General features: G+C 39.6%; 21 protein-coding genes. 8 read left to right on the top strand and 13 right to left on the bottom strand.

The annotated features are described in order from the left end of the window. Nucleotides 1–23: 23 nt before the first annotated feature. The 7 genes from ACEXOE_RS11405 to ACEXOE_RS11435 are packed head-to-tail and all read right to left on the bottom strand — an operon-like array spanning nt 24 to nt 7916. Nucleotides 24–815: a helix-turn-helix domain-containing protein gene (locus ACEXOE_RS11405; protein WP_394748915.1), complete on the bottom strand. Its 792-nt coding sequence runs from the start codon at nt 813–815 to the stop codon at nt 24–26. Between the two features lie 16 nt (nt 816–831). Continuing rightward, on the bottom strand, nt 832–1755 hold the full coding sequence (locus ACEXOE_RS11410; protein ID WP_394748916.1) for a TolB family protein: 924 nt from the start codon (nt 1753–1755) through the stop codon (nt 832–834). A gap of 21 nt (nt 1756–1776) precedes the next feature. Continuing rightward, complete coding sequence (locus ACEXOE_RS11415) at nt 1777–2673, bottom strand: TolB-like translocation protein (RefSeq protein ID WP_394748917.1); 897 nt, start codon at nt 2671–2673, stop codon at nt 1777–1779. Nucleotides 2674–2683: 10 nt separating this feature from the next. Next, the gene (locus ACEXOE_RS11420) at nt 2684–3334 is read right to left on the bottom strand and encodes a hypothetical protein (RefSeq protein ID WP_394748918.1); all 651 of its coding nucleotides are present in this window, start codon (nt 3332–3334) and stop codon (nt 2684–2686) included. A 5-nt stretch (nt 3335–3339) separates the two neighbouring features. Continuing rightward, the gene (locus ACEXOE_RS11425; protein ID WP_394748919.1) at nt 3340–4260 is read right to left on the bottom strand and encodes a DUF5050 domain-containing protein; all 921 of its coding nucleotides are present in this window, start codon (nt 4258–4260) and stop codon (nt 3340–3342) included. Then, nucleotides 4250–6079, bottom strand: coding sequence for a serine hydrolase (locus ACEXOE_RS11430; RefSeq protein ID WP_394748920.1), 1830 nt, complete (start codon nt 6077–6079; stop codon nt 4250–4252). Before ACEXOE_RS11430 ends, ACEXOE_RS11425 begins: the two co-directional genes overlap by 11 nt. 4 nt (nt 6080–6083) lie before the next feature. After that, entirely contained in the window at nt 6084–7916 is a 1833-nt protein-coding gene (locus ACEXOE_RS11435) for a serine hydrolase (RefSeq protein WP_394748921.1), read from the bottom strand. 195 nt (nt 7917–8111) lie between these two features. Here ACEXOE_RS11435 and ACEXOE_RS11440 point away from each other — a divergent pair, with 195 nt between their 5' ends. Both ACEXOE_RS11440 and ACEXOE_RS11445 read left to right on the top strand, forming a co-directional pair. Next, entirely contained in the window at nt 8112–9794 is a 1683-nt protein-coding gene (locus tag ACEXOE_RS11440) for a histidine kinase (protein WP_394748922.1), read from the top strand. A gap of 6 nt (nt 9795–9800) precedes the next feature. Beyond that, the gene (locus ACEXOE_RS11445) at nt 9801–10499 is read left to right on the top strand and encodes a LytR/AlgR family response regulator transcription factor (protein ID WP_394748923.1); all 699 of its coding nucleotides are present in this window, start codon (nt 9801–9803) and stop codon (nt 10497–10499) included. A 20-nt stretch (nt 10500–10519) separates the two neighbouring features. Here the strand turns inward: ACEXOE_RS11445 and ACEXOE_RS11450 are convergent, their stop codons facing one another. From ACEXOE_RS11450 to ACEXOE_RS11475, 6 genes are all read right to left on the bottom strand, one after another. Next, on the bottom strand, nt 10520–11662 hold the full coding sequence (locus tag ACEXOE_RS11450; RefSeq protein ID WP_394748924.1) for an acyltransferase family protein: 1143 nt from the start codon (nt 11660–11662) through the stop codon (nt 10520–10522). A gap of 258 nt (nt 11663–11920) precedes the next feature. Further along, nucleotides 11921–13006, bottom strand: coding sequence for an alpha/beta hydrolase-fold protein (locus tag ACEXOE_RS11455; protein WP_394749627.1), 1086 nt, complete (start codon nt 13004–13006; stop codon nt 11921–11923). Between the two features lie 278 nt (nt 13007–13284). Then, entirely contained in the window at nt 13285–14529 is a 1245-nt protein-coding gene (locus ACEXOE_RS11460; protein ID WP_394748925.1) for a serine hydrolase domain-containing protein, read from the bottom strand. Nucleotides 14530–14630: 101 nt separating this feature from the next. After that, nucleotides 14631–15485 carry a hypothetical protein gene (locus ACEXOE_RS11465; protein ID WP_394748926.1) on the bottom strand — a complete coding sequence of 285 codons (855 nt, stop codon included), beginning with the start codon at nt 15483–15485 and terminating at the stop codon, nt 14631–14633. Then, nucleotides 15482–16663 (bottom strand): serine hydrolase domain-containing protein, encoded by a 1182-nt coding sequence (locus tag ACEXOE_RS11470; protein ID WP_394748927.1) that lies wholly within the window; start codon nt 16661–16663, stop codon nt 15482–15484. The genes ACEXOE_RS11465 and ACEXOE_RS11470 overlap by 4 nt, the downstream gene beginning before the upstream one ends. 50 nt (nt 16664–16713) lie before the next feature. Then, on the bottom strand, nt 16714–17610 hold the full coding sequence (locus ACEXOE_RS11475) for a DUF5050 domain-containing protein (RefSeq protein WP_394748928.1): 897 nt from the start codon (nt 17608–17610) through the stop codon (nt 16714–16716). Between the two features lie 223 nt (nt 17611–17833). Here ACEXOE_RS11475 and ACEXOE_RS11480 point away from each other — a divergent pair, with 223 nt between their 5' ends. The 6 genes from ACEXOE_RS11480 (at nt 17834) to ACEXOE_RS11505 (ending at nt 24761) form a co-directional block, all read left to right on the top strand. Continuing rightward, complete coding sequence (locus tag ACEXOE_RS11480) at nt 17834–18910, top strand: sensor histidine kinase (RefSeq protein ID WP_394748929.1); 1077 nt, start codon at nt 17834–17836, stop codon at nt 18908–18910. Nucleotide 18911: 1 nt separating this feature from the next. Continuing rightward, complete coding sequence (locus ACEXOE_RS11485; protein ID WP_394748930.1) at nt 18912–19601, top strand: LytR/AlgR family response regulator transcription factor; 690 nt, start codon at nt 18912–18914, stop codon at nt 19599–19601. Nucleotides 19602–19781: 180 nt separating this feature from the next. Continuing rightward, nucleotides 19782–21698: a hypothetical protein gene (locus ACEXOE_RS11490; RefSeq protein WP_394748931.1), complete on the top strand. Its 1917-nt coding sequence runs from the start codon at nt 19782–19784 to the stop codon at nt 21696–21698. 186 nt (nt 21699–21884) lie between these two features. Continuing rightward, nucleotides 21885–22586 (top strand): FKBP-type peptidyl-prolyl cis-trans isomerase N-terminal domain-containing protein, encoded by a 702-nt coding sequence (locus ACEXOE_RS11495; protein WP_394748932.1) that lies wholly within the window; start codon nt 21885–21887, stop codon nt 22584–22586. 25 nt (nt 22587–22611) lie between these two features. Beyond that, entirely contained in the window at nt 22612–23538 is a 927-nt protein-coding gene (locus ACEXOE_RS11500; RefSeq protein WP_394748933.1) for a LytR/AlgR family response regulator transcription factor, read from the top strand. 107 nt (nt 23539–23645) lie between these two features. Then, nucleotides 23646–24761 (top strand): acyltransferase family protein, encoded by a 1116-nt coding sequence (locus ACEXOE_RS11505; RefSeq protein WP_394748934.1) that lies wholly within the window; start codon nt 23646–23648, stop codon nt 24759–24761. Nucleotides 24762–24776: the final 15 nt, after the last annotated feature.

The following is a 24776-nucleotide window of genomic DNA, read 5'->3' on the forward strand; positions in this document are numbered from 1 at the left end:
AACAAACATACTTTTTAGGCATATTACCAGTCTTGTAAAATCTTGCAATTCTTCTTATAACTTCCCGGAGTGACTCCCACATATTTTTTGAAACTATGCGTAAAATGACTTTGATCATAGAATCCGGATTCAAGGGCAATTTCTACTAAAGGAGTGTTGGTGTGAAAAAGCGCTTTTGAATTTTCTATTCTAAGGGCGGTCAAGTATTCCAAAGGCGTTAAACCCATACACTTTTTAAAGCTTTTTTGTAATTTAAATTTATCGATCTTAAATTCTTTTTGTAGTGTTTCCAGGCGTATTGATCGGTTATAATTTACAGACATATATCTTAGAATATCATCAAAAGCTTGGTTTGTATATCCGTTCAAATGAGCAGGTTCCGTACCATTTAAAGTATCCAAGAAAAGCGTTTCGATGATTTTGAAAATTGAGGCTTCGGTGAGGGAAAATCCATGATCTCGATAGGATATAAAGTAAGGAAAGCTAGCCAGATACGAATAATCAACACCTATTTTTTGTGCAATATATTTAACCACATCATTGCTTATATAAAGAGCCTTATACGTCCAGGCATTCTGGGTGTCGCTCCAATTTTTATGAATGGAATATGGAGGAATCAATTGTATGGCATTCTTATGAACCAAAAAATTGATATCGTTAAAAGCAATGTTTTCACTCCCATACTCAATATAAGCCAAGCTCCAAGATTGATGAAAGTGAAAAGGAAAGCTTTTGTCGACAAAGGTAGCCGACTTCAGTTCAGTACCATCTAGAATGGGTAATTTTGTGGTTTTAACCTTATTTATTGCTATCATGGGATAAGGATATCGTTTAAAGGTTTGTAGGTTTTAATTGATGAATGACTTCTGTGCTTACCCAATGTATATTGGATAGGCCAGGTTCCTCGTTTCTTTCATCCCTGCCAAAAAATAAATAGTTGCCATCTGGGGTGATACTGGGGCACTTTTCATTAAAATTGGAGTTGATCTCTGCTCCGAGATGGATTGGTTTTGTCCATCCCCCGTCCTGTTTTTTGAAATAGACATAAATATCATTGTCTTTTCTATGAGCATCTTCTTTATTTCTGCTCGTTATCACTAGATACTCTTGAGACGGTGCAATAAATCCATGATGCCCAAATGGGATGTCAACTTCCTTGGCTTCTGAAAAGCTATTGTTTTTCCGGGAGGCATAATAGGTCTTAAAATTGGATAGATTAAAATAGAATAGATCTCCGTTTTTAGATTGATTCGGATAAAATATTGGATCGACATTGATGGGGGAATCAAGTTTTACGGCATTACTCCAAGCATTCCCCAAACGCTTGACCTCCCAAATTTTCGGTTCGGGCGAGGCCGGACTATGGGCGGTAAAATAGATACTTTTACCATCAGGGCTTACAAATGGATGCATTTCTTCATCGTCTTTCCCCTTGGTGAAATTTACTTTTGTAATGGATGTCCATTGATTCCCTTCTCGTTTGGAAAAATAGATTTCCGTGGCTTCATGTTCATTATCCGCCCCAAAATACATTTCGTCCAGATCAGGGGAAAACGTAATAGCGCCCTCAAACCTTCCATTGACGGAAACAATACCAGGAGCGAAAACCTCTGGAATTAAACCTGGTGGTTTTTGTCCAAAATAAAGGGTTTCTGTAATTGATGGTTCATTAACTGTTGCCTGTTGCTTTTTTGTATAACAGGCATTGATAGATAATGCTACAGCAAGTATCATAACAAAATGTATCTTGTTCATTAATTTCAATTTTGATTTAGATTATGAGTTAGGTCTAAGATTCTCGATAACCTGAGCATCCACCCAATATCTTTTCCCTACATAATTACGACTTCCATCTTCTTTTACTTTCCACTCTCCCCTAGTAAAAAACAGATATTTTCCATCATATGTCACATGTGGAGAGCTCTCTTGGAGTTCAGTGTTTATTATTGAACCCATATTTATTGGTGTTAACCAAGAACCATCTTTGTGTTTAAAACTTATATAGATATCCGATTGTCCATAGCCGTCTTCTCGTTCTACATCCCACATCAAATAGGATTCATCTGGTGCAATATAGGGGTGAGCAATGTATTCCCCTGTATTAATCTCAGCACCCATTTTTATTGGGTTTTCATATTTGCCGTTTATCAGGCGTGAATAACCCAGGTTGCCATGTCCGTTATCTTCTTTTTTAAAAAACGGAAAATAATAGGTCCCGTTAGATGAAACTGAGATACCATGTGCCTGTTCTTTTAAAAACCCTCCTAGGCTTTTGGGCTCCGACCAACCAGTATCAGTTTTTTCCCTATACTCCTTTCCAACGTACATCGTATTGCCATCTACAGAGAATTGTGGCCATCTGATATCGGTCTCAGATTCCTGGCCCCAACCATTGTTTTCATATCGAATAATAAAAAATGTACGCTTTTTATATTTTCCATTTTTCCTAGTGAAATAAAACTCCTTCATATCTGGTGAAAATGTACCACTTTCAAACTTACCTTCTGGAGATACGATTTTAGGATCAAAAAGTTTAGGAACTAAGTTTGGTGGCTTTTCTCCAAAATACCGATCTTCTAAGCTCGGAGAATAAGAATTATTTGTTACCTGAACTTTATTACCACAGGCATTTAGAAATAGTACTCCTATTAAAATGAAATATGTTTTTTTCATTAGTTGCGCTTTATTTGGAAAAGGAAAATTTGCCCCAAGTCGTTGTATTATCTTCTACAGCCTTTTCAGGGTACAATAATCTTCCTCCATCACCTTCTTGCTGAATGCCCCCCAGCCCAAACATCATCTTCCAGGTTTGGCCCGCGAATTTTTTACGTGATATTTGCATTTGCCGATGCGTTCCTTTTGCGAATTGGGGGTCTATTCTCTTTTCAGGATCAGCAAGGCCGCTATAAGGCACCCAGAATCCGGCATAGCCCTTCAGCTCCCACTTGCCTGATGCAGGTTTCCATTCCCCGTCCGTAAGTATATGTTCCCCCATTTGGGCAGAAAGATGAAACTTGTGGAGTTGATTCGTTTCCCCATGTGCTATATAAAGGTCTAAGATCGTGTAATCCTCTGCCTTACCACAGGCACAAAAGTAGAAGTAGTCTTCATCATACATGAGATAAATGGAAGCCCCAGCGGGCAAATCGATTTTGGTTGCGGCCTCCCATTCATCATTACCACAACGCCCATCCAACAACACTGTTTTCTTGCTTGGATTGATAGTGATGGTTTCGAGGCCTTTAGTTTCCGATACTTGATGCTGCTGCTTGGCAAAGCCACTATAACTTAGTGTAACAAGTACTAAAAGAACTAATCCTATTTTGTTTTTCATCGTTTTTAGTATTGAATTGTTTTTAACCATTCCGCTTGGGAACCATGATCAATGAGTTTTCGTTTTGCAGTGCCATCGGCATTCATGACATAGATGGTTCTGTCTTTTTTGTTTTTACCTGTGGGATTTGAAAAAATGATTTGGCTACCATCCGGAGACCAAGAAGGATACCAATCCCCAATAGCACTATGGGTCAATCGTTTTTGATGGGAGCCATCGATATTCATCACATAAATTTCAAAATTTCCATCCCTATTGGACATAAAGGCAATGCGTGTTCCATCAGGGGAAACCTCAGGATGCCACTCTTCACCATCATGATGTGTTAAGCGGGTTATGTTTTTACCATTAAGATCGGCGATGCTTATGGCACTACGCTTATCTTCAAATTCCCAAGAAAAAACAAGACGGTTCCCATCAGGAGTAAAATAAGGGTTCGTTCCTTTCAGCGATTTTATTTGGGTCTGATTGCTCCCATCTGCGTTCATCATCCAAATCTCCGGATGCCTAACCCCCGCTGCATCGGTATACTCTCTTGCAAAGACTATCTTTTTTCCATCTGGAGACCAATCGGGGGCACTATCCCATGTATTTTTAGCATAGGTCAATCGTTTTCTATGATTCCCATCACTGTTCATGGTATGAATGGACCAGGTCTTTTTATCATCGTATTTTGCGTAAAACGCGATGCGCTTTCCATTGGGGGACCAAGCCGCATATCCACCATTCTGATGCGTACTTTTTATTTTCGATGTAGCGGTTTTATGGCCGGAATAGATTTCTATATTGCCTGTTTGTTTTGAACCATAGGCAATGGTATAGAATTTTGACTTGGAGGAAACAACATGCTGCCCATGACCATTGACTCCCCATACGATCAAAAAAACAAACACCATTTTTGCTGGGGTAAAATATTCAATCTTCATTGGATGTCCTTTTTTGTAGTTCCTTGCGTTTTTCCCTAGCGCGATTATTTTGCGGGTTTAACGCTATGGATTTTGAATAATTTGAAATGGCCAGATCAATTTCGCCTACTTTTACGCAAGCTTCCGCATAACTATCATATACTTGGAAACTATCTGGATAGAGTATGGTATTTAATTTGAGCGTATTTTGGGCTATTTTGATCCTTTCTTCCCTTAAAAAGTGATGCCCTAGGTCATTGAGATAGTCCTCTGTAATGGTAGGATGGTCAGGATGCTCTTCTATGAAAGCTCGATACGCCTTTAGCGCTTCCTCAAACTGGTTCTCAATAAGGAATTGTACTGGCTCTTTTTGAGAGTTCGTGGTCTTGGTCAACCTAGAAACGATGCTTTCGTTATTGGTATTGCGGTATAGCAAGTCGATCGTATTTCCTACTGTATTGGGTTTGAATTGCATCAATTGACTTGAATTCCTTCTTGCGAAAGTACTATCGGAAACTCGAATCAATTCTTCCGCATCTGCATAAAGGATATTCTTGGCAAATAGTTGATCGTCTTTTTGAAAAACTTCCACTACCCTATTCTCTGCTCGATATGTACCGCTAATCCCGTTCCTCAAGGAGGGTTTTATTTCCATTTTTTTATAAGTAGGTGCATAGTTGTCCCAGGCATATACTTTGGAGACAGCACGGAACACTTCAAAGATAAAAGCGGGGTTTGGGGTGTTGGCCAGCACTACTACGCCATAGTCATTATCTTTATGGGCCGTCATTCTACTATAAAAGCCTGTGCTCCATCCGTGATGCTCAAAGTAGATATCGTCCTTATGGTCATAAATTAAAAAACCTAATCCATAACGATCCTCTACAAAAGGCTGGAGCATCATTTCCTTGAAGCTTTTTGATAATCCGCTATTGTCATTCCCTTTTTGAACCTGCTGTATGTTAATGATAAATTTGGCAAGGTCCTTTGCGGTGGTCCATAAACCGTTGGGGGCCAATTCCGGATAAATGTGCCGTTTCCCTTTCACAGCGGAACCATCCCGTAAATAACCGGTAGCAGCCCTTTCGGACTGTGCCGCTGTTAAGGTTTGATTAAAGGTGCTGTGGTGCATCCCTAAAGGTTTTAACACCAATTCATCCATAAGCTGCGGAAATGCTTTCCCCTCCACATCCATCATCATTTGTTGTACGATGGTATAACCACCTGCCGAGATCCAAAAATTTTCACCCGGGATTTTATCCACCATAATGGGATTTGAATTCGCCGGAGGGACTCCATGTAGTACCTCTAAAAGTGTTGGTACGGCCTGATCTTTCGGATATCCTTCAAAAGCGTGCATATTGATGCCGGCAGAATGGTTCAAGAGGTGTTTTAGCGTAACCTTCTTTTCTTTGGTAAATTCATTTTCCGGTACTTTCCAGGATGTTAAATAGGTATTGATATCTTCGTTTAGTGCTACCTTATGCTGTTCCACAAGGCGCAGTGCCGCATAGGCTGTTAAGGGCATACCGATGGTGGATACTTGGAAAAGGGTTTGCTCGGTCACGGGAGTATTACTTTCCCTATCCATAAGCCCATATCCCTTTGCCCAAGCAATTTCGCCTTTATGTATAACGGCAATGCTCACTCCGGGAATACCATAGTGTTCCAAACGTGCTTCTATGGTCGAAGTAGGGTCACCTTCTATATGCACAGGATTTGTGATGAGACCGTTTTCTACTTTTTTGATCAAATCGGCAGTAGGATCAACATTTGATTTTTCCTTACAAGATTGAAAAAGAATGAGAAGGAATACAATACTATATATGGGGGTCTTCATGCGATTATTTGCTTTTTTCCAACTCCTTGAGCTTTTCTCTCGTGCGGCTATTTTGAGGGTTTAATTGGAGCGATTTGGAAAAACTTGAAATCGCCAGATCAATTTCTCCTTCTCGGATACAAGCTTCTGCATAACGATCATATACCAGAAAACTATCTGGATAAAGGAGGGTATTCAATTTAAAGGTGCTTTGCGATAATTTTGCCCTGCCCTGATTTAAAAAGTGTTCGGCAAGATCATCTACATAATCCTCACTAACCGTAAGTAGCCTAGGATGCTGCTCTCGTAAAGCCCGGTATCCTTGAAGTGCTTTTTCAAATTCCCCATCAACAAGAAATTCAATAGGCTCCTTTTGAGCGGTATTGGTTTTGACCAAGGAAGAAGTTACAGCTCCATCGTTTCTATTGATGTTGTTCATCGTGATGCTTTTGCCTTCTGTACTCGGTTTAAATTGAATCAATCGGTTTGAATTTCTCGTTACAAAAGTGCTATCGGATACTCTGATCAATTCATTGCCATCCGTATTAATTATATTTTTAGCGAAGAGCTGATCGTCTTTTTGAAAAACCTTTACTACTCTATTGTCAGCTTGATATCTTCCACTGATTCTATTGACCAAAGCAGGCTCCACCTTCATTTTGGTATAGGTAGGAATATACCCCTCCCATTCATAGGCCAAGGCTACGGCGCGAATCACTTCGGCATTAAATGCCGGAAAAGTAGAGTTGGTCATCACGACAACCCCATATCCATTGTCCCTATGGGCCATTATCTCGGCATAAAAACCTGTATTCCATCCATGGTGCCTTAAATATATTTCATCACTTTTATTAAAAAGTTGAAACCCTAACCCACAGGTAAAAGACCAGCCTGAATTACTGACACCGTAGGGTTTACCCATTAATTCGGCAAGATCTTTTGGCAATCCTTTCGTGTGTTTGCCTTTTATGGTTTGCTGTACGTTGGCCACAAACTTAGCATAGTCTGTCGCAGTGGTCCACAACCCGTACGAAGCCATAGCAGGGTACACTTTACTTTTGTGCTCTACCATGGAACCATCCTGCAAATAGCCTGTTGCCGCAATATCCAATTGTGTTTTAGAAAGCGTTTGATTGAAGGTGCTACTATGCATTTCTAAGGGTTTTAAGACGAGTTTGTTCATGATTTCTGGGAATGTTTCCCCTTCCACCTCTATCATCATTTGTTGAACGGGTACATAGCTGGCGTATGCAAAACGAACACTTTCTCCCGGCTCCTTATTGATGACGACCGGCTCGTTCAGTGCTGGGGCGGTTCCCTTTAATATTTCTAGTAAGGTTGGAATTGTTTCCTCTCTACCATAATTGCCCGTTCCACGGGGGTATACCCCGGCGGAGTGATTCAAAAGATTTTTGAGGGTAACTTTCTTTTCTTTGGTAAATTCATTTTCCGGTACCTTCCAGGATTTCAAATAATTGTTGATGTTTTCATCCAAGCCTACCTTATTTTGTTCTACAAGACGTAAGGCACCATAGGCAGATACCGGAATACTCAATGCTGATGCTTGGAAAAGTGTTTGAGGGGTTACCGGAGCGTTACTTTCCTTATCCGTTATCCCATAACCTTTGGCCCAGACAACTTCCCCATTATGTATTACGGCAATACTCGCTCCTGGAATTCCATAATGCTCCATTCGCTCTTCAATAGAAGATGTGGCATCTCCTTCTACATAAACTTGTGCTGTGGTAAGGCCCGTTTCTACTCTTTTTATAAGATCATTCGCCTCGTTCTTGGAAGATTTTTGTGCATAGGATTGAAAAAGAAAAAGGAATAGTACTACGAAGGGGATACTTTTCATGTATTAGGGTTTTTGAATGAAACGATTGAATTGATGCTGCAGGTCAATGGCCTTACAGCGACTTTTACGTCTTACAAAAGATGTATTTTTCCTTTAGGTATTCAATCTAAATTTAATCAACTGCTCTATGTGATAATGAACTGCTCAAAAAGGAGGATTATAATAAGTATCTTGCATCGGTAAACCGCTTTGATAATGAACTTGAGATCTTTGCCGATTTTCCTTTTAATAGGTTTTGTGTTCTTACTGACATCCTGCACGCAAACCCCTGTTTTTTCGGAGTATCAGACCTTTTCCAAAATCGGAGATCAAGCGGAGTGGGCAGCCAAAGATTGGAACGATGAAGATTGGGACTGGAATAAACCCAAGGTGAAAGCAGGAGAGATATTCTGGACCAGAACCAGAGTAGATATTTTAAGCCCCCCAAAACCGCTCCACCTCTACGGTATTCGACCCTATATTTACGGAGAATATGAGATTTTTTGGGATGGTGTTTTGATCGGAAAAAATGGAAATCCCGGACAAGAATCAGCACTTGGGCCTGAAGGTAAAATGTGGGCAACTTTTGCCATTCCCTCCTATTTGACGGAAGAAGGGGAGCATGTGGTGGCCATTCGATCTAGCCTCCAATTTTTTCCAGATCATGTGGGTATGCGATTAGAAGTGGATGATTATGATGATTTGCTGACCGATCGCCTCATAGAAACTTCCTATATGCATATTTTTGCAGGCGCCTTTTTGATTGCTTCTATCTACTTTCTTTTCCTTTTTCTAGGAAACAAAAAAGAATATCCTACACTGGTGTTCAGTATTAGTTGCTTTTTCTTTTTTGTATTGAACCTTGCCCAATTTATTACCACCTATGTCCCCATACACTATAGATATCACCACATTCCATTGGAAACTATAGGTGCGCTGATGTTCGGCATCTCCTTCGTGATTCCATTCTATTTTTCTATGGAATTTCCGTATCCCAAACGCAAACTTTTTTTGATCATTTATACAATCATCTTACTATTTACCTTCCTCATAAAACGTGATTTCTTTGATTTTACCGCACGTAATATGGCTTTGGCCATGTGGTTGTTTTCCTTCGGCATTGTCGTTTTTGGAGTGTATAAAAAAAAGAAAGGCGCACGTCTAGTGTTGTTGGCATTGCTATTGTCCTTATTGATCAATTCGGTTACCCGCCTTGGCATAGGGCTTTACATTAGTTTTAGCATTATACTTCTGAGTATGTTTTACCTACTTTCGTTGCGGATCAAAGAACAGCGACTGGCTTACGAAACTTCCTTGGTGCAATCTACACGTTTGCAGCTGCAATTGCTCAAAAAAAATATTCAGCCCCATTTTTTAATGAACACCTTGACATCCTTGATCGATTGGATAGAGGAATCCCCTAAGAAAGGTGTTTTGTTCATTGAAGCCCTCGCCAAAGAATTTGATCTTTTTAATCGTATAGAGAACAAAACCTTGATTCCTACTTCCCAGGAAATCGCTCTTTGTCGCAACCATCTTGAAATTATGGGGTATCGAAAAGAAATGAAATACCTCTTGAAAGAAGAAGGAATAGACCCTAAAGAAAAAGTACCTCCGGGAATTTTGCATACGCTCTTGGAAAATGGCATTACACATAGCTTGCCTCCTGAAGATAATGGTATTGAATTTCAATTGATTTTTGAAAAGGGTACAGATTATAAATGTTATACTTTTTTGACTTTTGCCCAGGTATCTGAAGCGGCCAAGGCAGGCAGGGAAGATGGTACCGGACTCAAATATGTGAAAGCTAGGCTAACGGAAAGTTATCAGGAACAATGGGAGTTTACTTCCGAACCTACGGACCATGGTTGGAAAAGTGTCATAAAAATTTATGCATAAACAAAAATGAACATTTTAATCGTAGAAGATGAAACCAGGATTGCAAAGAGAATTGAACGGATGACCCGTTCCATTTTCGGAGATGCTTTACAATCCTTAAAACATACCGACAACCTCCCTGAGGCATTGACACTTATAGAGAACAACAACTTGGATCTTGTACTTTTAGACCTAAATCTGAATGGGGATAATGGGTTTACGCTTTTAACTGCTGCCGTTTCAAGTGCTTTTCACACCATTATTATTTCTGCTTATAAAGAACAGGCCATTACCGCCTTTGAATATGGGGTGCTGGATTTTGTACCTAAACCCTTTAATAGAAATCGATTGGAACAGGCTTTTAAGGGAATCATAGCCAAGGAAAAACTGATCAGCAATAGCACAAAGTATTTGGCAGTAAAAAAAAGACAGCGAATACAATTAATATCTCTTGAAGACGTGCTATATATTAAAGGAGCCGGTGCCTATACGGAACTCTTTTTGGTAGATGGGAGAAAAGAACTGCACGATAAATCCCTGGAAAAGCTGGAGCAGTTGTTATCCCATTCTTTTGAGCGTATCCATAAATCATATCTGGTAAAATTATCCGAGATCAAGGGAATTATTGTAGAGCCCGGAAGCAAATACATCGCCGAACTTAAAAATGGAAAACGCCTTCCTATCGGCAGGACCAAGTATAAGGATTTAAGGGCAAAGTGGCTTTAAATCCTAAATTCTGGTTATAACTACATTACTTTTTTTTTCATCCCAAACAAGAATCTCATTGCATTATTGGGCCGAATAAACAGGTGATATAGCAGTATGCATATGAAGAAACAGGCAAAAAGTAGAAAAACATATTTAAAGGCCGTATTATCTGGGGTTTGAACCACATAATATCCTATAATCACAATAATGGTCTGGTGAAGGATATAAAAGGGATAAACCGCTTGATTAGAATACTTTAGCCAATTGCTTTTTTTGTTCAGATATTTTCTGCCGTACCCCAAACAGGTTAATACCCATGCCCAAGCGTTTAAATTTAGCAAAGCGATAAAAATATAAGTCTGTGGTTTTGTTATCCAATTATCCCAAAGATCAAATGGCTCCCAACCATTCCATCGTACCACATTAATGAAAATAATTAGTGTAAATGCGGCGCTAAGGTAAAACCGTCTTTTATGCTCAATTTGCTCAAGAATACCGGGGAATTTATACAGCACTACTCCAGTAAAAACAAAGAAGATAAAAAATGAATGACGCCCGATATCATGTATTAAATCGTGTGTTGTTGGAAAGTGTACGGCAAGAAAGGTATAGGGAATGATAGCCAATAGTACTACCAAAAGAATACCATATGTTTTGCTAAAGAATTTTTCCAAGGCTTTTTTAACAGCTTCACGATCTAACAGCCTATAAAGAGGTATTGATAATAAATTGTAACAAAATAAGTACGGAATAAACCAAAGGTGCAACCAGTGGAAATTCCCTTCAGGATACCATTCAAAATTTAAAAAGGTTCCGTAAAATTCAAAGAAATTAAAATCCGCGCCTTCCAATTTTCTTTCAAAATAAATTTGTGGCGCGACCAACAGGAACGTCCAGATCACCGTTGGAATAATCAGTCTTTTAAAACGTTGATACAAAAAATGTTTTTGACTCATCTTTTCAAGAAGTATCGCAGAGACAAAACCAGAAACAAGGAATAATACAGGCATTCTAAAAGAAGACATCCAATAGTTGAATTCCATTAATACGCTGCTCGTTGAAGCATCTTTAATATGCCAATCATTTTCTGCAACAAAAATCATATTAACATGAAAAATAAACATCATTAAAATGGCGATAACCCTTAAAAAATCAATGTAATAATATCTGTTTTTTTCCATGTACAGCGGAGAGGTTTTAAATGGTGGTATTGAATTCGGACGTTGGTATGCGCACGAAAAAGTTTCTTTAATCTAAAAGACGTCTTTTTTTTTCAAAAGGTTGCCTTGATTTTGACTTTTTAAAGGACCCTTGAATTTTAGGGGCTAAAATATTCCCGGAATGAAGAATGGAAATATGTTATTTATTTAAATAAAATATTAAAATTATGTAAGTTAAATAATTATTTTTCAGTATATTCTGTTGTATTTGTTGCTTCTTTATGATTTCCTTTTTTGGGCAGCTTCCAATCCTTGTTTCATTTGCGTTTCAAACTCAGAATTGGGATACTTGTTCAATCCGGCATTAAAATACTTTATGGCATTTTGGTAATCTTTGTGCCTTAAATAAAACTGCCCGAAACGATTTTGCCAATAAGCAGAATCATACCTTTTGGTAGTTAATACTTCTTTGAATTCTTCCATAAAAAAGCTAAAGTATTCAAAATTGTCCCTGTTCCAGGCTAGCCAAATCAATGAGTTCTTGGTTCCATTATTTATTTTACCATTGCCACCAAAACGTTTGGCCCTTTCTTTGAAATAAGATTTTAAATATGGAATACCACCAGAATTTATGTAAGCTTCTATATCTTCAAAAATTAAACTGCTATGATTGTGGTAATAATATCGGATTCCTTTAAACATTGCCATATGAGGCAAGGTCTCATGAAATTCATCATTAAACAATTCATATTTCCATATTAGATTTTTGGGTTCTTTCTTTTTTAAGAGTTCATAATAGGCATCCGATTGGGTGATGGTAAAGATATCTTTCTTGGAATTGGCTATGTAAGCATAAATCTCTTTATCGGTATTAAAATTTGTTATCGCTTCTTCAGAAGCACCTCCTCCGTTGGAGATAATAGCCCCTGAGAACAAACTGGTTTCTTTTAATATAAGTTCACTCACATAAAAAGCAGCTGCTTCCCATCCAAAAATGATACGCTCTGTAGTGGTTCTATAATTAGAATCGATAAATGCAATTACTTCATCTTGAAGGAAAGCGGTAAACGTCCCATTTTCGTCTCCAAATAAAGTATAGCGCGATTGACGACTACTATTAATACCAACTACGATCATTTCTGGGATGGCATCAGGGTTTCGCAATGATAGTTGAATGGATGCACCACTGGAAAAATACCATTGGCCATCCAGAATATATAATACGGGATACTTTTTGTCTGAAGTAGCATAGTTGTCAGGAAGATATATTTGTAACACTCTATCTTGATTTAAGATGTTAGAATAAATCGTAACCTGCGTTCCTATGCCAATTGTGTTATTTTCGGTTTGTGCTAATAAAGCCATATTCAAAAAACAACATAGACCGATGATGATAAATTGCTTCACGTATTTTGTTTGTTTAATTGTTTGTGGAAGCTTAAATGTAAAATCTTTACCCCATTATCATATTAGATATTAACTCCTTTATCATTTCTTTAACGCACACTACCTCCAAAACCAGAAGAATAATTGTTTCCTTAAGCTTTCAGTAACCCGGTCATCTACCCAAAAAACATCTATATTTTCATAGTTTTTCACCCCATAGTATTAGCCTCCTTATGGGTATTTCTGTGCCAGGATCTTTATTCAAGGTCAAAGAGCCCAGATTTGGAAAGTTCTCGGGCAATGACGTTAAGCTGATTACTTTCACGATTGGTATTGGAAGTCCCAAAAAATGCAATTACCAAATCTTTGGAGGGAGCAATATAGAGACCTTGCCCTCCATGTGCGCCTTTGTACAGGTCCCCGTCTTCATAGACAGCACTCCATTGATAATTGGGGTATATGGTTTCTCCTGTATGTCGCGACTTCTTTTGGAGCTTTTTGTTTACATCCCGAATTTTGTCCAAATGTGCATCAGAAATTAATGGATCCGCGTTCGTTCTGCCGCTGGGTGTAAAGGCGAGACCAAACCTGGCCAAGTCTCGAACTGTTGTTGACAGGCCATCGAGGTAGGAAAGCGAGAGTCCATTGGTATTGATTCCCAAAAGGGCATTGGATGCTGCCCCGATTCTGTTCCAAATTTCCTGTTCTACAAAATCCCTAAAAGTGAGACCACTCATTTTTTCTACTAAAAGAGTCAACAGCATAGCATCTGCATTGCTAAATTGGTATTCCGTTCCAGAAGGCTTGGCAGATTTTGCGGTGACCAAATCTTTCATGGGATCCGAACTTGGCTCAAAGATACTCAAGGATGCTGGATCAATTCCAGAGCTCATGGAAAGTATATCGGTTATTGGCACATTTTCCCAACCCGAACCTTTAAGGGCCGTAAAGTAATGATCAATAGGTTTACGGGTATCTATTAAGCCTTTATCTTCCAGAATAGCAACCGCTGTACTCACATAAACTTGGGTAATTAGAAAATTGACATGTAAATCGTTCGGAAACATTCTTGGATAGCCTTCAAAAACAATTTTGCCCTTATGAATGATAATGATCCCATTGACTTCTACCTGTTGAACATAATCATTTAAGGATAGTCCACCTCCTTTTTTTAAGTGGGTTGGGGTAATAAAGTATTTCACATCATCTCTAGGCGTTTCTTCAAGAATTTTTGGGGTATCCGACCGAGGAATATATGAGTGTGGTTTTATTTCGGAGAAGTTTAGGTAGAAATACCGTTCCAAATCCCCATAGACCGTCCAACGACCTCCTTCAAAAATGTGTTTATGAAAGCCGTAAATTTCCTCTTTCGTAAATCCGGAATAATTATAGGTCTCATATTTTGGACTTGTAGCGCTCAAAGTTTCCGTATCTGTTGTGGGCTCGCTTTTGCACCCAAGGAAAGGAAGTATTAGAAATAGTAAGCCTATTTTGTTTTTCATGATGTATATTTATATATATTCTTTCTGATTACCATAGGGATTGAGAACTATAAAGGGAATTACGCATTAAATACCTCGCATCTTTTCTATGGGGCAACATCCTATTGAGGTCTGAGATTCTCAATAATTTTTGCATCCATCCAATAGGGGTTTCCCAATACATAACTGCTTCCATCTTCCCTAGTTTTGGTATACCCTCTCCAAAAAGTGAAGTATTTTCCGTCTGGTGTCACTCTGGGGCGTTGCTCATAGACCGGAGTGTTTATCTTGTCTCCCATATTGATGGCCGTTCCCCATGAACCATCTTCCTTCCTAAAACTAATGTAAACATCAGGTCTGTTTTCGTCTTCCTTTTCGGCATCCCACATAATATAGGATTCATCTGGAGCGATAAAGGGATGCGCAATGTACTTTCCCCTATTGATAGCGCCACTCATTTTCTTTGGGGTTTCATAGGCGCCATTGATAAGGCGCGAGTACCCCATATATCCACTGCCATCCGGGTCTAGTACATAGAAATAATAGGTTCCACTGGGGGCTAGCGTTCCTCCCCATATGGGGATGTCTTTAAAAGGTTCGCTACTATTGAGCTTCTTATAATTGGGGTGAAATCGTTCTTTGTAACTATCGGTATCAGTCGGGGGAACGGACTTCCTGCTCCAATTTTGGTCCTTGTATTCCATAAAAAACAAGGTAGATTCTCCATATTCCCCACCAGACCGGGCAAAGGAAAACTCCGTCATATCGGGCAGGAACACCACCTGGGTTTCCAAGTGCTCTTCGGTAGAAACAAGGCCGGGTGCAAACAATTCAGGGGTCAGACCAGGTGGTTTTAGGCCGCGATCGAGATCTTCCGAGGGAGGAAGACTAGGATTGTCTACTTGTCGCTTCTTCGTATTGCAAGCATTTAAAAATAGGGCAATTACGAGTATTAAAATAGAATAGCTTCTTTTCATAGTTGTTGTTTTTCCAAGTTGGCGAAGACGGGTAAGATGTTTTTTGAAACCTGATTCATGATGGTATCTTTCCCGTCATGGCCGGTAATCGTAATAATTAAGTCTAGTTCTTCCACCACTATGATATGTTGTCCACCCCCGCCCCAGGCAAAATTGGCATTGTAACTTTTGTCTCCAACTGCGATATCCGTTTGATACCAAAAGTAGCCGTAAGCGTAGGTTTTAGGCTGCCAAGCGGCCGTAGGCTTGGTAATTTTTTGGGTGGCTTTGCTAATAAAAGCTTCTGGTATCAGTTGCTCTCCATTCCATTTGCCCTTATTTAAAACGAGCATGCCCCATTTGGCCATATCGCGCAAGGTCATACTCACACGCCAACCTGCTTCCGGTACACCACTAATATTCGTTTCCCATCGGTAATTTGTGATTCCCAGTTTATCGAGAAGTTCGGTTTTTATAAAATCTTTGGCCGTACCTGGCACCACAGCCTCAATGACTTGCATGACCAAAGCAGGGTCTGGCCCATATAAATAGCTTTGGGATGCATTGGTAATAGGCGCACTATGCTCCAGCCACGTTTGGACCAGCCCTTGGCCTTTCAATTGACTGGGATTTTCCTCCAATGCCCTCCTCTTTTCTTCACTGATGCGAATGCCCGAGCGCATCGTCAATACCTTGTGAAGCGTTATCTTTTCGGCGCCATCAACCAATTTTGAAGCATCTAAGTCCTTAAGAAAGCTGATTAAGGGTTTATTTAAATCGGTCATGCTCAGATAGCCCAACTGGATGGCACGCCCCAGAATCAAACTCGTATAACCTTTAGCTGCCGAGGATTGCTCATGGGCCAGGTCAACGCGACCCCGTGAATAATAAGATTCAAAAACCAATTTGTTCTTATGGGCTATTAACAGGCCGTCATAGCTACCATGTTTCTTCTCCGCTATTTCCTTAGCTAGCCTAATAAGTTCATCATCTTTCTTTAGATTGCCCACTGGAATTCCGTCTTTTCTAGAGGCTGGCGAAGTATCGATAAAAGCTTTCTCAAGTTCAGGGATATCCCTGAAAGAGAGCTGTTTTTCAGCTGTTGTAGCTTCCGGCGCAAGAGCATCACTTAGTTGGGCAAAACCTATTGTGGTGGTGAAAAGAAGTATGTAGAAGAATATGACCGCTTTGTTTTTCATAATTTTAGTTTTCCTTTTTATTGTGGACTTATATTTTTAATGGAATTTTATTAAGTTCTAATTTTGAGCCAAGCTTGACCACCTGCATTTGGAATTAATTTTTTTAGGGAAGACCCGTCTTTGTTGATCTTATAAACATGGGCGTTTTCATGGATGTCATGGGAGGTAAAGATGATTTGGGAACCATCGGGCGACCAGGAGGGTGTGGAATCCCGGACATCATTAAAGGTCAATCGCTTTTGATCAGACCCATCTATATTCATGATATAAATTTCATGATTTCCGTCCCTATTGGACATAAACACAATTTCTTTGCCATCTGGAGAAACTTCGGGATGCCAGTCTTCAGCATTGTTTTGGGTGAGCTGGATAAGGTTGGTACCATCTGTATTTGCTATGCAAATTTCACTGGTTTGTGTTTTGGAATGAAAGACAATTCTACCATCCTGAGTAAAATAGGGTGATCCACCATTCAAAGGTTTTATTTGGGTTTGCTCGCTGCCATCGGCATTCATGATCCAAATCTCTTCGGTCCAAACACCTTTCTCATTTCTATACCCCCTACCAAAAGCAATCTTTTTTCCATCTGCGGACCATGCCGGGGCACTGTCCCATTTGTTTTTGACAAAGGTCAGTCGCTTTCTATTGGTTCCATCACTGTTCATGGTATGAATAGACCATGTTTTTCTTCCATCATGATAGGCATAGGAAGCAATACGCTTTCCATCTGGAGACCAAGCGGGATAGCCATCATTCCCGGGGTAATCGGTGATTTTTATTTTTGATTTGGCCTCAGCATCGGTAAGGTAGATTTCTCCATTACCTGATTCCTTCGAAGTATAGGCAATGGTGTACGAAGCTGATTCGGAAACTTTAAGATCTTGGCCAGCTATGAAATGTGAACAATGGAAGGCCAAAATAAAAGGGAGTACTTTTAGATATTTCATTTAATTTCTATTGATGTATTACAGATTTTCACCTTTGTACAAACCTAGGGAACGGAGCTGCTCTAAATGGGTAAAATAGACGAACACGGCCTTCAAACCGAAATAAAGGCCTTAGCGGCAGATTACAAACTACTTCCGCAAATAAGCTGCGTTGGACCTGGGATAAAGAAGATTCGTCTTTTTTAAAGCTGATGTGGATTCATATTTTATATATTTATACCCTATGGTCAAAAGAAAAAACCTGATCGACTGGGTCATTCAAAATAGAATGGTTTCACACCTTACCTTTTGGTTTTTATTATTTATCATCCTTCCCGTATTGGCCGCATTGAACGACGGAAGTATAGAAAAGACGGTCACCAGTTGTCTATCCTTTTTACCCTCCCAGCTCATGGCCAGTTATCTTCTGGTCTATTATCAGGTTCCAAAACTTTTGGCCAAAAAGAAATACCTGATTTTTGGAGGCTCTTTTTTACTATCGGTTTATGTCTTTTCGGTACTTGCAAAATTTATATCGGGCCATTTTTCCGAATTTTTCCTAGGGAACAATTATCATGGGCAGGATTTTTTGGAAATATTGACAAGGCCATTTAATTTGGCCGTAGTGTACTTTCCACAGGTCTATGTCGTCGTATTTTTGATGTTTATGGTCAAAGTCTTTAAGGACCGCTTTGAAGAGCGGCATCAACTGGAAGTTTTACAAAAGGAAAAAGCCAATACGGAGCTCAAATTTTTAAAAGCACAGACCAATCCGCATTTTTTGTTCAATACCCTGAACAATCTATATGCCTTGACCTTGGAACGATCTATAAAAGCTCCGGATGTGGTCCTTAAACTGTCGGGCATGTTAGATTATATGCTGTATCAATGTAAAGATCCCGAAGTTCCCGTAAAGAAGGAAATCGCCCTGATACAAGATTATTTGGATTTGGAATCCCTGCGCTATGGGGATAAGCTTACTTTGGATTTCACGTATCAGCTGCATGATCCGAAAGTCATGATTGCTCCTTTGATCTTGATATCATTTATTGAAAATGCCTTTAAACACGGAGTGAGCAATACGCCCAAGGATGCTGTCGTTAAAATTGAGTTGACTACAGATGAGGAAAAACTGTATTTTAAGGTATTCAATACCAGACCTGCTGATCTGCATCATGGAATTAGCACTGCATCGAATTCTGGAATTGGCTTTTCCAACGCACAGCGACAGTTGGAGTTGAACTATAAAGACAATTATGAATTGAAAAGTACCAAAACAGAAGAACATTTTCAGGTGCTATTAACTATAAAATTGAGATAGTATGGGGATACAGTGCATGGTTATAGATGATGAGCCCTTGGCCATAAAGGTCATTGAAAAGCACATTGAGCAAATACCGGAACTCCAATTGGCAGCTACTTTTGACAATCCTTTGGCAGCAGGACAATTTCTTCAGAATACGCCTATTGATCTTTTGTTTTTGGATATCCAAATGCCAGTTGTCACCGGAATCGATTTTATAAAACATACAAAGATTCAACCCAAAGTCATTATAACAACTGCCTATAGGGAATATGCTTTGGAAGGCTATGAATTAGACATTATTGATTATTTGTTAAAGCCCATATCTTTTATCCGGTTCTATAAATCCATCAACAAGTATAAGGCATTGCAATCCCCTTCCCTTCCATCTTCGTCATTGGAAACGACAACGGATCATATTTTTGTAAACGCAAATAAAAGAATGATCAGAATTTTGTTTAACGATATCCTATTCATTGATAGTATTAAGGATTATGTGCGCATACATACGCAAACTGATACGGTAATTACAAAGGACAAAATAAGCACCTTTATTCAACGCCTTCCCTCTCATTTTTTAAGGAGCCATCGTTCTTACATCATCAATACGAATAAAATAGCTTCCTTGACCTCAAAAGACGTGATTTTAGTAACAGGAATGGAAATCCCTATTGGCGCCTCCTATAAGGAGATCATTAAGTTTATATGAAAGGCTTCAATAGAACAGGATTGGCCCAAGGCTTATTCCTGCTTTAAACACTTTAAGTGTCGGGCATGGTACCTCTAAATAGCTATGCCATTTAGAAAGTATACGATTATAGGCTTATTTTCGTTAATAGGAGACAAAAACCTGAATAGTACCCAAACAACCCAAACCAAATCTACCCCTATGCGCACCTTAAAAATCTTGAAGTATATCGTATTGGCTATTGTGCTGTTACCGATGAATTCCTGCGAAATTGAAGAATTTACTACCTTGGATCCTATTGTTATCAATGCTGTGGATGATGGAATGGATGGCATTAATGGGACTTCAGGCGCAACAGCAGTGATCAACGTGTTGGATAATGATACTGTGGATGATGCTCCTGCAACACCAAATACGGTAGTAATTTCGGTATTGGGACAACCCAATAGCAATATTACATTGAATGCAGATGGTACCATAGACATTGCCCCCGGAACGGCCACTGGGGAATATAGATTGGATTATGAAATATGCGATAGGAATAATGAAGACAATTGCCAGTCCGCAGAAGTTGTCCTTTTTATTTTTGCAGATAGTGACATGAGCGGTATCAACGCGGTTAATGATGGTATGGATGGAATCAATGGTACTACCGGGGCAACCGCCATTATAAACGTGTTGGACAACGATACCATTGACGGCTTGGTGGCTACCCCAAATAACGTAAATGTATCCCGCTTAGGGCAACCCAATGATTATATCACCATAAATGTTGATGGTACGGTTGATGTCGCGGCGAATACCCCAGAAGGAGAATACCGCTTGAATTATGAAATTTGTGATAGCACCAACGAAGATCGTTGTGCCTCGGCAGAAGTTGTGCTCTTTGTGTATATCCCGGACGGTTCCGGAGTCAATGCCGTTGGCGAGGCAATAGCAGGTGTTAATGGCACTACAGGCGGTACTGGAGTCATTAATGTATTGGATAACGATACTATTGATGGAATTCCGGCAACCCCTAATAATGTGAACTTATCGCGCTTAGGACAGCCTAACGATTATATCACGATCAATGCCGATGGTACCGTAGATGTGGCCCCGGGTACGCCCGAAGGGGAATATCGTTTGGGATATGAAATATGTGATAGCACCAATGAGGACCGATGTGGGAATACCGAGGTAGCCCTTTTTGTGTTTAATTCCGAATCGGCGGTAATCAATGCCGTAGATGATGGTATGGATGGTATTGATGGTACTGCAGGTGCCAATGCCGTCATCAATGTATTGGATAATGATACGGTTGATGGGATACCCGCTACGCCCAATACGGTCAATGTATCAAGATTGGGGCAACCCATAGATGGTATCGTCTTGAATGCCGATGGAACGGTGGATGTTCTGCCGGGAACACCTGAAGGAGAATACCGATTTAATTACGAGATTTGCGATAGTAGCAATGAAGATAATTGCGCATCGGCTGAAGTTGTTCTTTTTGTATTCACATCCACCCCAGCGGTCCTCAACGCCGTTAATGACGGTATGGATGGAATCAATGGTACATCCGGAGCCATTGGGGTGGTCAATGTATTGGACAACGATACCGTAGATGGTATTCCTGCTGCACCAAATACAGTTAATGTATCAAGATTGGGACAGCCTATAGATGGTATCGTCTTGAATGCGGATGGAACGGTGGATGTTCTGCCAGGAACACCCGAAGGGCAATACCGATTCAATTATGAGATTTGCGATAGCAACAATGAGGATAATTGCGCATCGGCTGAAGTCATTCTTTTTGTATTTATACCTGCCCCAGCAGTCATCAATGCCGTTGGCGAGGCAATTGCCGGGGTTAATGGCGCTACAGGCGGCACTGCGGTCATCAACGTATTGGATAATGATACGATTGACGGCGCTCCCGTTAGTACCGATACTATAAACCTATCTTTATTGGGGCAACCTGATCCCTTTGTCACCTTAAATGCAGATGGTACCGTAGATGTTGCCCCTGGAACACCAGAAGGGGAATACCGCTTGCGTTATGAACTTTGTGACAGTAACAACGAAGATAATTGTGCAACTGCCGAGGTGGCCGTATTTGTTTTCAATATGGGGTGACCAAAGATGCTAGGAAAAGCTATTTTTTCCTTAAGTATCAGCTTTCATAAAGATAAAAATACAAGATAAACAGGCTTTTCACCATAAAACATTCCATACCCTTAAGAATTACACTACGAAATACGTTTTCTTAGCTTAAAAAAGTATATTTTCGTATCCCATTTATAAGATTAAAATATACTACAAATGAAAAAAACAATTGTGTTGGTTATGGGGTTGATAACCTTAGTGGCCTGTAATAAAGAAGCACCGGGAGCTGACGTGGAATTAAAAGCAAATATTGATTCTGTAAGTTATGCCATCGGCTCTAGTCAAGCCAGAGGATTATTAAATCAAGTTCCGGACTTAAATGTTGAAGCTTTTATCAAAGGATATTTGGATGTAGCCGATTCTTTGGAAGTGAAACTCTCAGACGCCGAATGCCAAACCATTTTACAGACCTACAGTCAAAAATTGCAGGCAGAACAATTGGCGAAAAAGAATGCAGAGATAGAGAAACAATATGCTGAGGTTAAAGAATCCGGGATTGCATTTTTAGAAGCGAATAAATCCAAACCAGGCGTTAAAGTAACGGCTAGCGGTCTGCAATATGTGGTAGTGAAGGAAGGTACAGGGAAACAGCCTCAGGGACCCACTGCAGATGTAACGGTTCGTTATAAGGGAACCACTCCTGAAGGGGTGGAGTTTGACAGTAACGATTCTACCAATTTTAGATTGAATCAAGTAATTCGTGGTTGGACAGAAGCACTACAACTGATGAAAGAAGGAGGCGTATACACCTTTTATATTCCTCAAGAGTTGGCCTATGGGGCCAATCCACGACCTGGAGGACCTATAAAACCTTTTATGCCATTAGTCTTTGAGATAGAACTTCTTAAAGTGAACTAAGCATTGTAATCGGAATACTATTAAAATGGCCGGAATTCATTTTCTGGCCATTTTTTATTTTCTTGTGACCAAGATGAATGCATTGTTGAAACAAATAGCAACCTACTTAAGGGAACCTTATCCTTATTATTATAAAAACGGAAAAAAATTGTTTTTCCTGTTGTTGTTCATCGCTGTTTTAAGTTTTTTGTTCTCGTATTTTTTTGAACCCTTTGAAGTAAATGTGGCAGAACATAAAATCCATAGCCTGTGGATTTTAGTGATACACGCCTTCACTCCCTTGCCCATTGCGTTTGTTTATTTGCGCATGGTGAATGTAAAGAAAGATGAAAATGCCATTTGGACCTTGGGAAAAGAATTGCGGCATTTATCCATTATTCTTCTCCTAATAGGGTTTTGGAGTTTTTTAGTGCGTGATTTCATTTATACCAACCCCGATAATTGGTCGCTTCGGTATCTTTGGGAGGAAATTAGAAATACCTTTCTGGTAGGATTTCTTTTGTTGATGCTCATACTCCCCTTTAATCTGGAACGATTGATAAAGCGCCATAACAAGGCCCTGAAAAAAATACAGTTTAAAACCCCTGGAAGGGAACTACGTAAAGGTCTTATTACGATTCAAGGAAATACCTTGGAAGAAGATGTTGAATTGCGCATGGAGGATTTCCTTTTTGCAAAAGTAGAGGGCAATTATACAGAAATTTTTTCCTTTTCTTCTCAGCGCTTACATAAAACATTGGTCCGCGTACCCCTTAAAGTTCTGGAAGAACAATTACAGACTTATGGGGATGTATATAGAACGCATCGCTCCTATTTGGTCAACCTAAATGCGATAGTGACTATTTCCGGGAATGCGCAAGGGTATCTCCTAACCCTAAAAAATTGCTCCCTTTTAGTTCCGGTATCCCGATCAAAAATCAACGACTTCAATGCTACCTACACCAGAGGATAGATAAGGTCTTCCTTGTATTTCGTCACTTTCATTTGTCATCCATCACAAAATGGTTCGTAAGGGGGCATTTGTTTTTATGTTTGTCCACGAACAAAAAAGCAAGGGTTTTGGCAGCGAAAAAAAGACGGTACGATATTGATTGGTTACGTGTTATTGCCATTATAGCAGTATACCTACATCATATAGGTATGCCCTTTAACGGGGATGACTTCCATATTATGAATGCAACATCCAGCAAGGTTTTGGATGATATTATGGTATTTTTTGAACAGTTTAGGTTGCCCTTGTTGTTTCTTATTTCGGGTACCGGTACCATGTATGCCTTTGCCAAACGAACTTGGTTACAATTTTTGAAAGAACGCAGTGCACGTCTGATTATTCCACTCATCTTTGGCGTGCTTTTTATTGTACCTCCCCAAACCTATTACGAGCGTATAGATCATTTTGAATCTTACGGCGCTGTATATGAAACCGTATCTTTTTTTGAGGTGAATCATCTATGGTTTATTGAAAACTTATTTATACTGTCAGTACTCCTGATTCCTTTCATTGTTTTTCTGAAATCATCGAAAGCAGATCGATTGCTCCGACAATTGAATCAAGTCGTTTCCAAAAAATATGGCCTCCTCATTGGAGCGATTCCTTTAATCCTTATTACGATTGTACTAAAGCAATACTATCCGGATAACTCCAAGGCCATTGGTAACCTCTCCTCTACCTTTTACTATGGCTATTTTTTTATGGCCGGAATGTTGTTTACGGCCTCAAAGAACAGTTGGAAATACCTTAAAACCTATAGAAAATACCATGGTATTGCCTTTGTGATCAGTGCTGTTGCATTTTATGGGTACTACTTTCTGCCCAACGCCTATATAGCTCCCTACCTCTCTTTGGAAGTTCAATGGGGCATATGGTATGCGGTATGCGGCTTGGTAGGTTGGACTTTGGTAATCACCTTATTGGGATATGGACAACTTTGGTGGAACAAAAGCAGTAGGCTATTGAAAGTCTGCAATGAAGCGATTTACCCCTTTTATATTTTACATCAAACCGTGATTGTTGTGCTGGGATACTATATCATTCAATTCAATTGGAGCATTCCAGCAAAGATTATGGTATTGCTCTTTACTTCCTTTCCCCTTATTGTAATGATCTACAGATTCTTGATTTACCCCTTTAAAATACCCCGACTGCTTTTTGGAATGAAGAAGAAACCTGCTTAAGATAACTATAGTACT

The organism is Spongiimicrobium salis (assembly GCF_043678055.1).
GTDB lineage: Bacteria > Bacteroidota > Bacteroidia > Flavobacteriales > Flavobacteriaceae > Spongiimicrobium > Spongiimicrobium salis.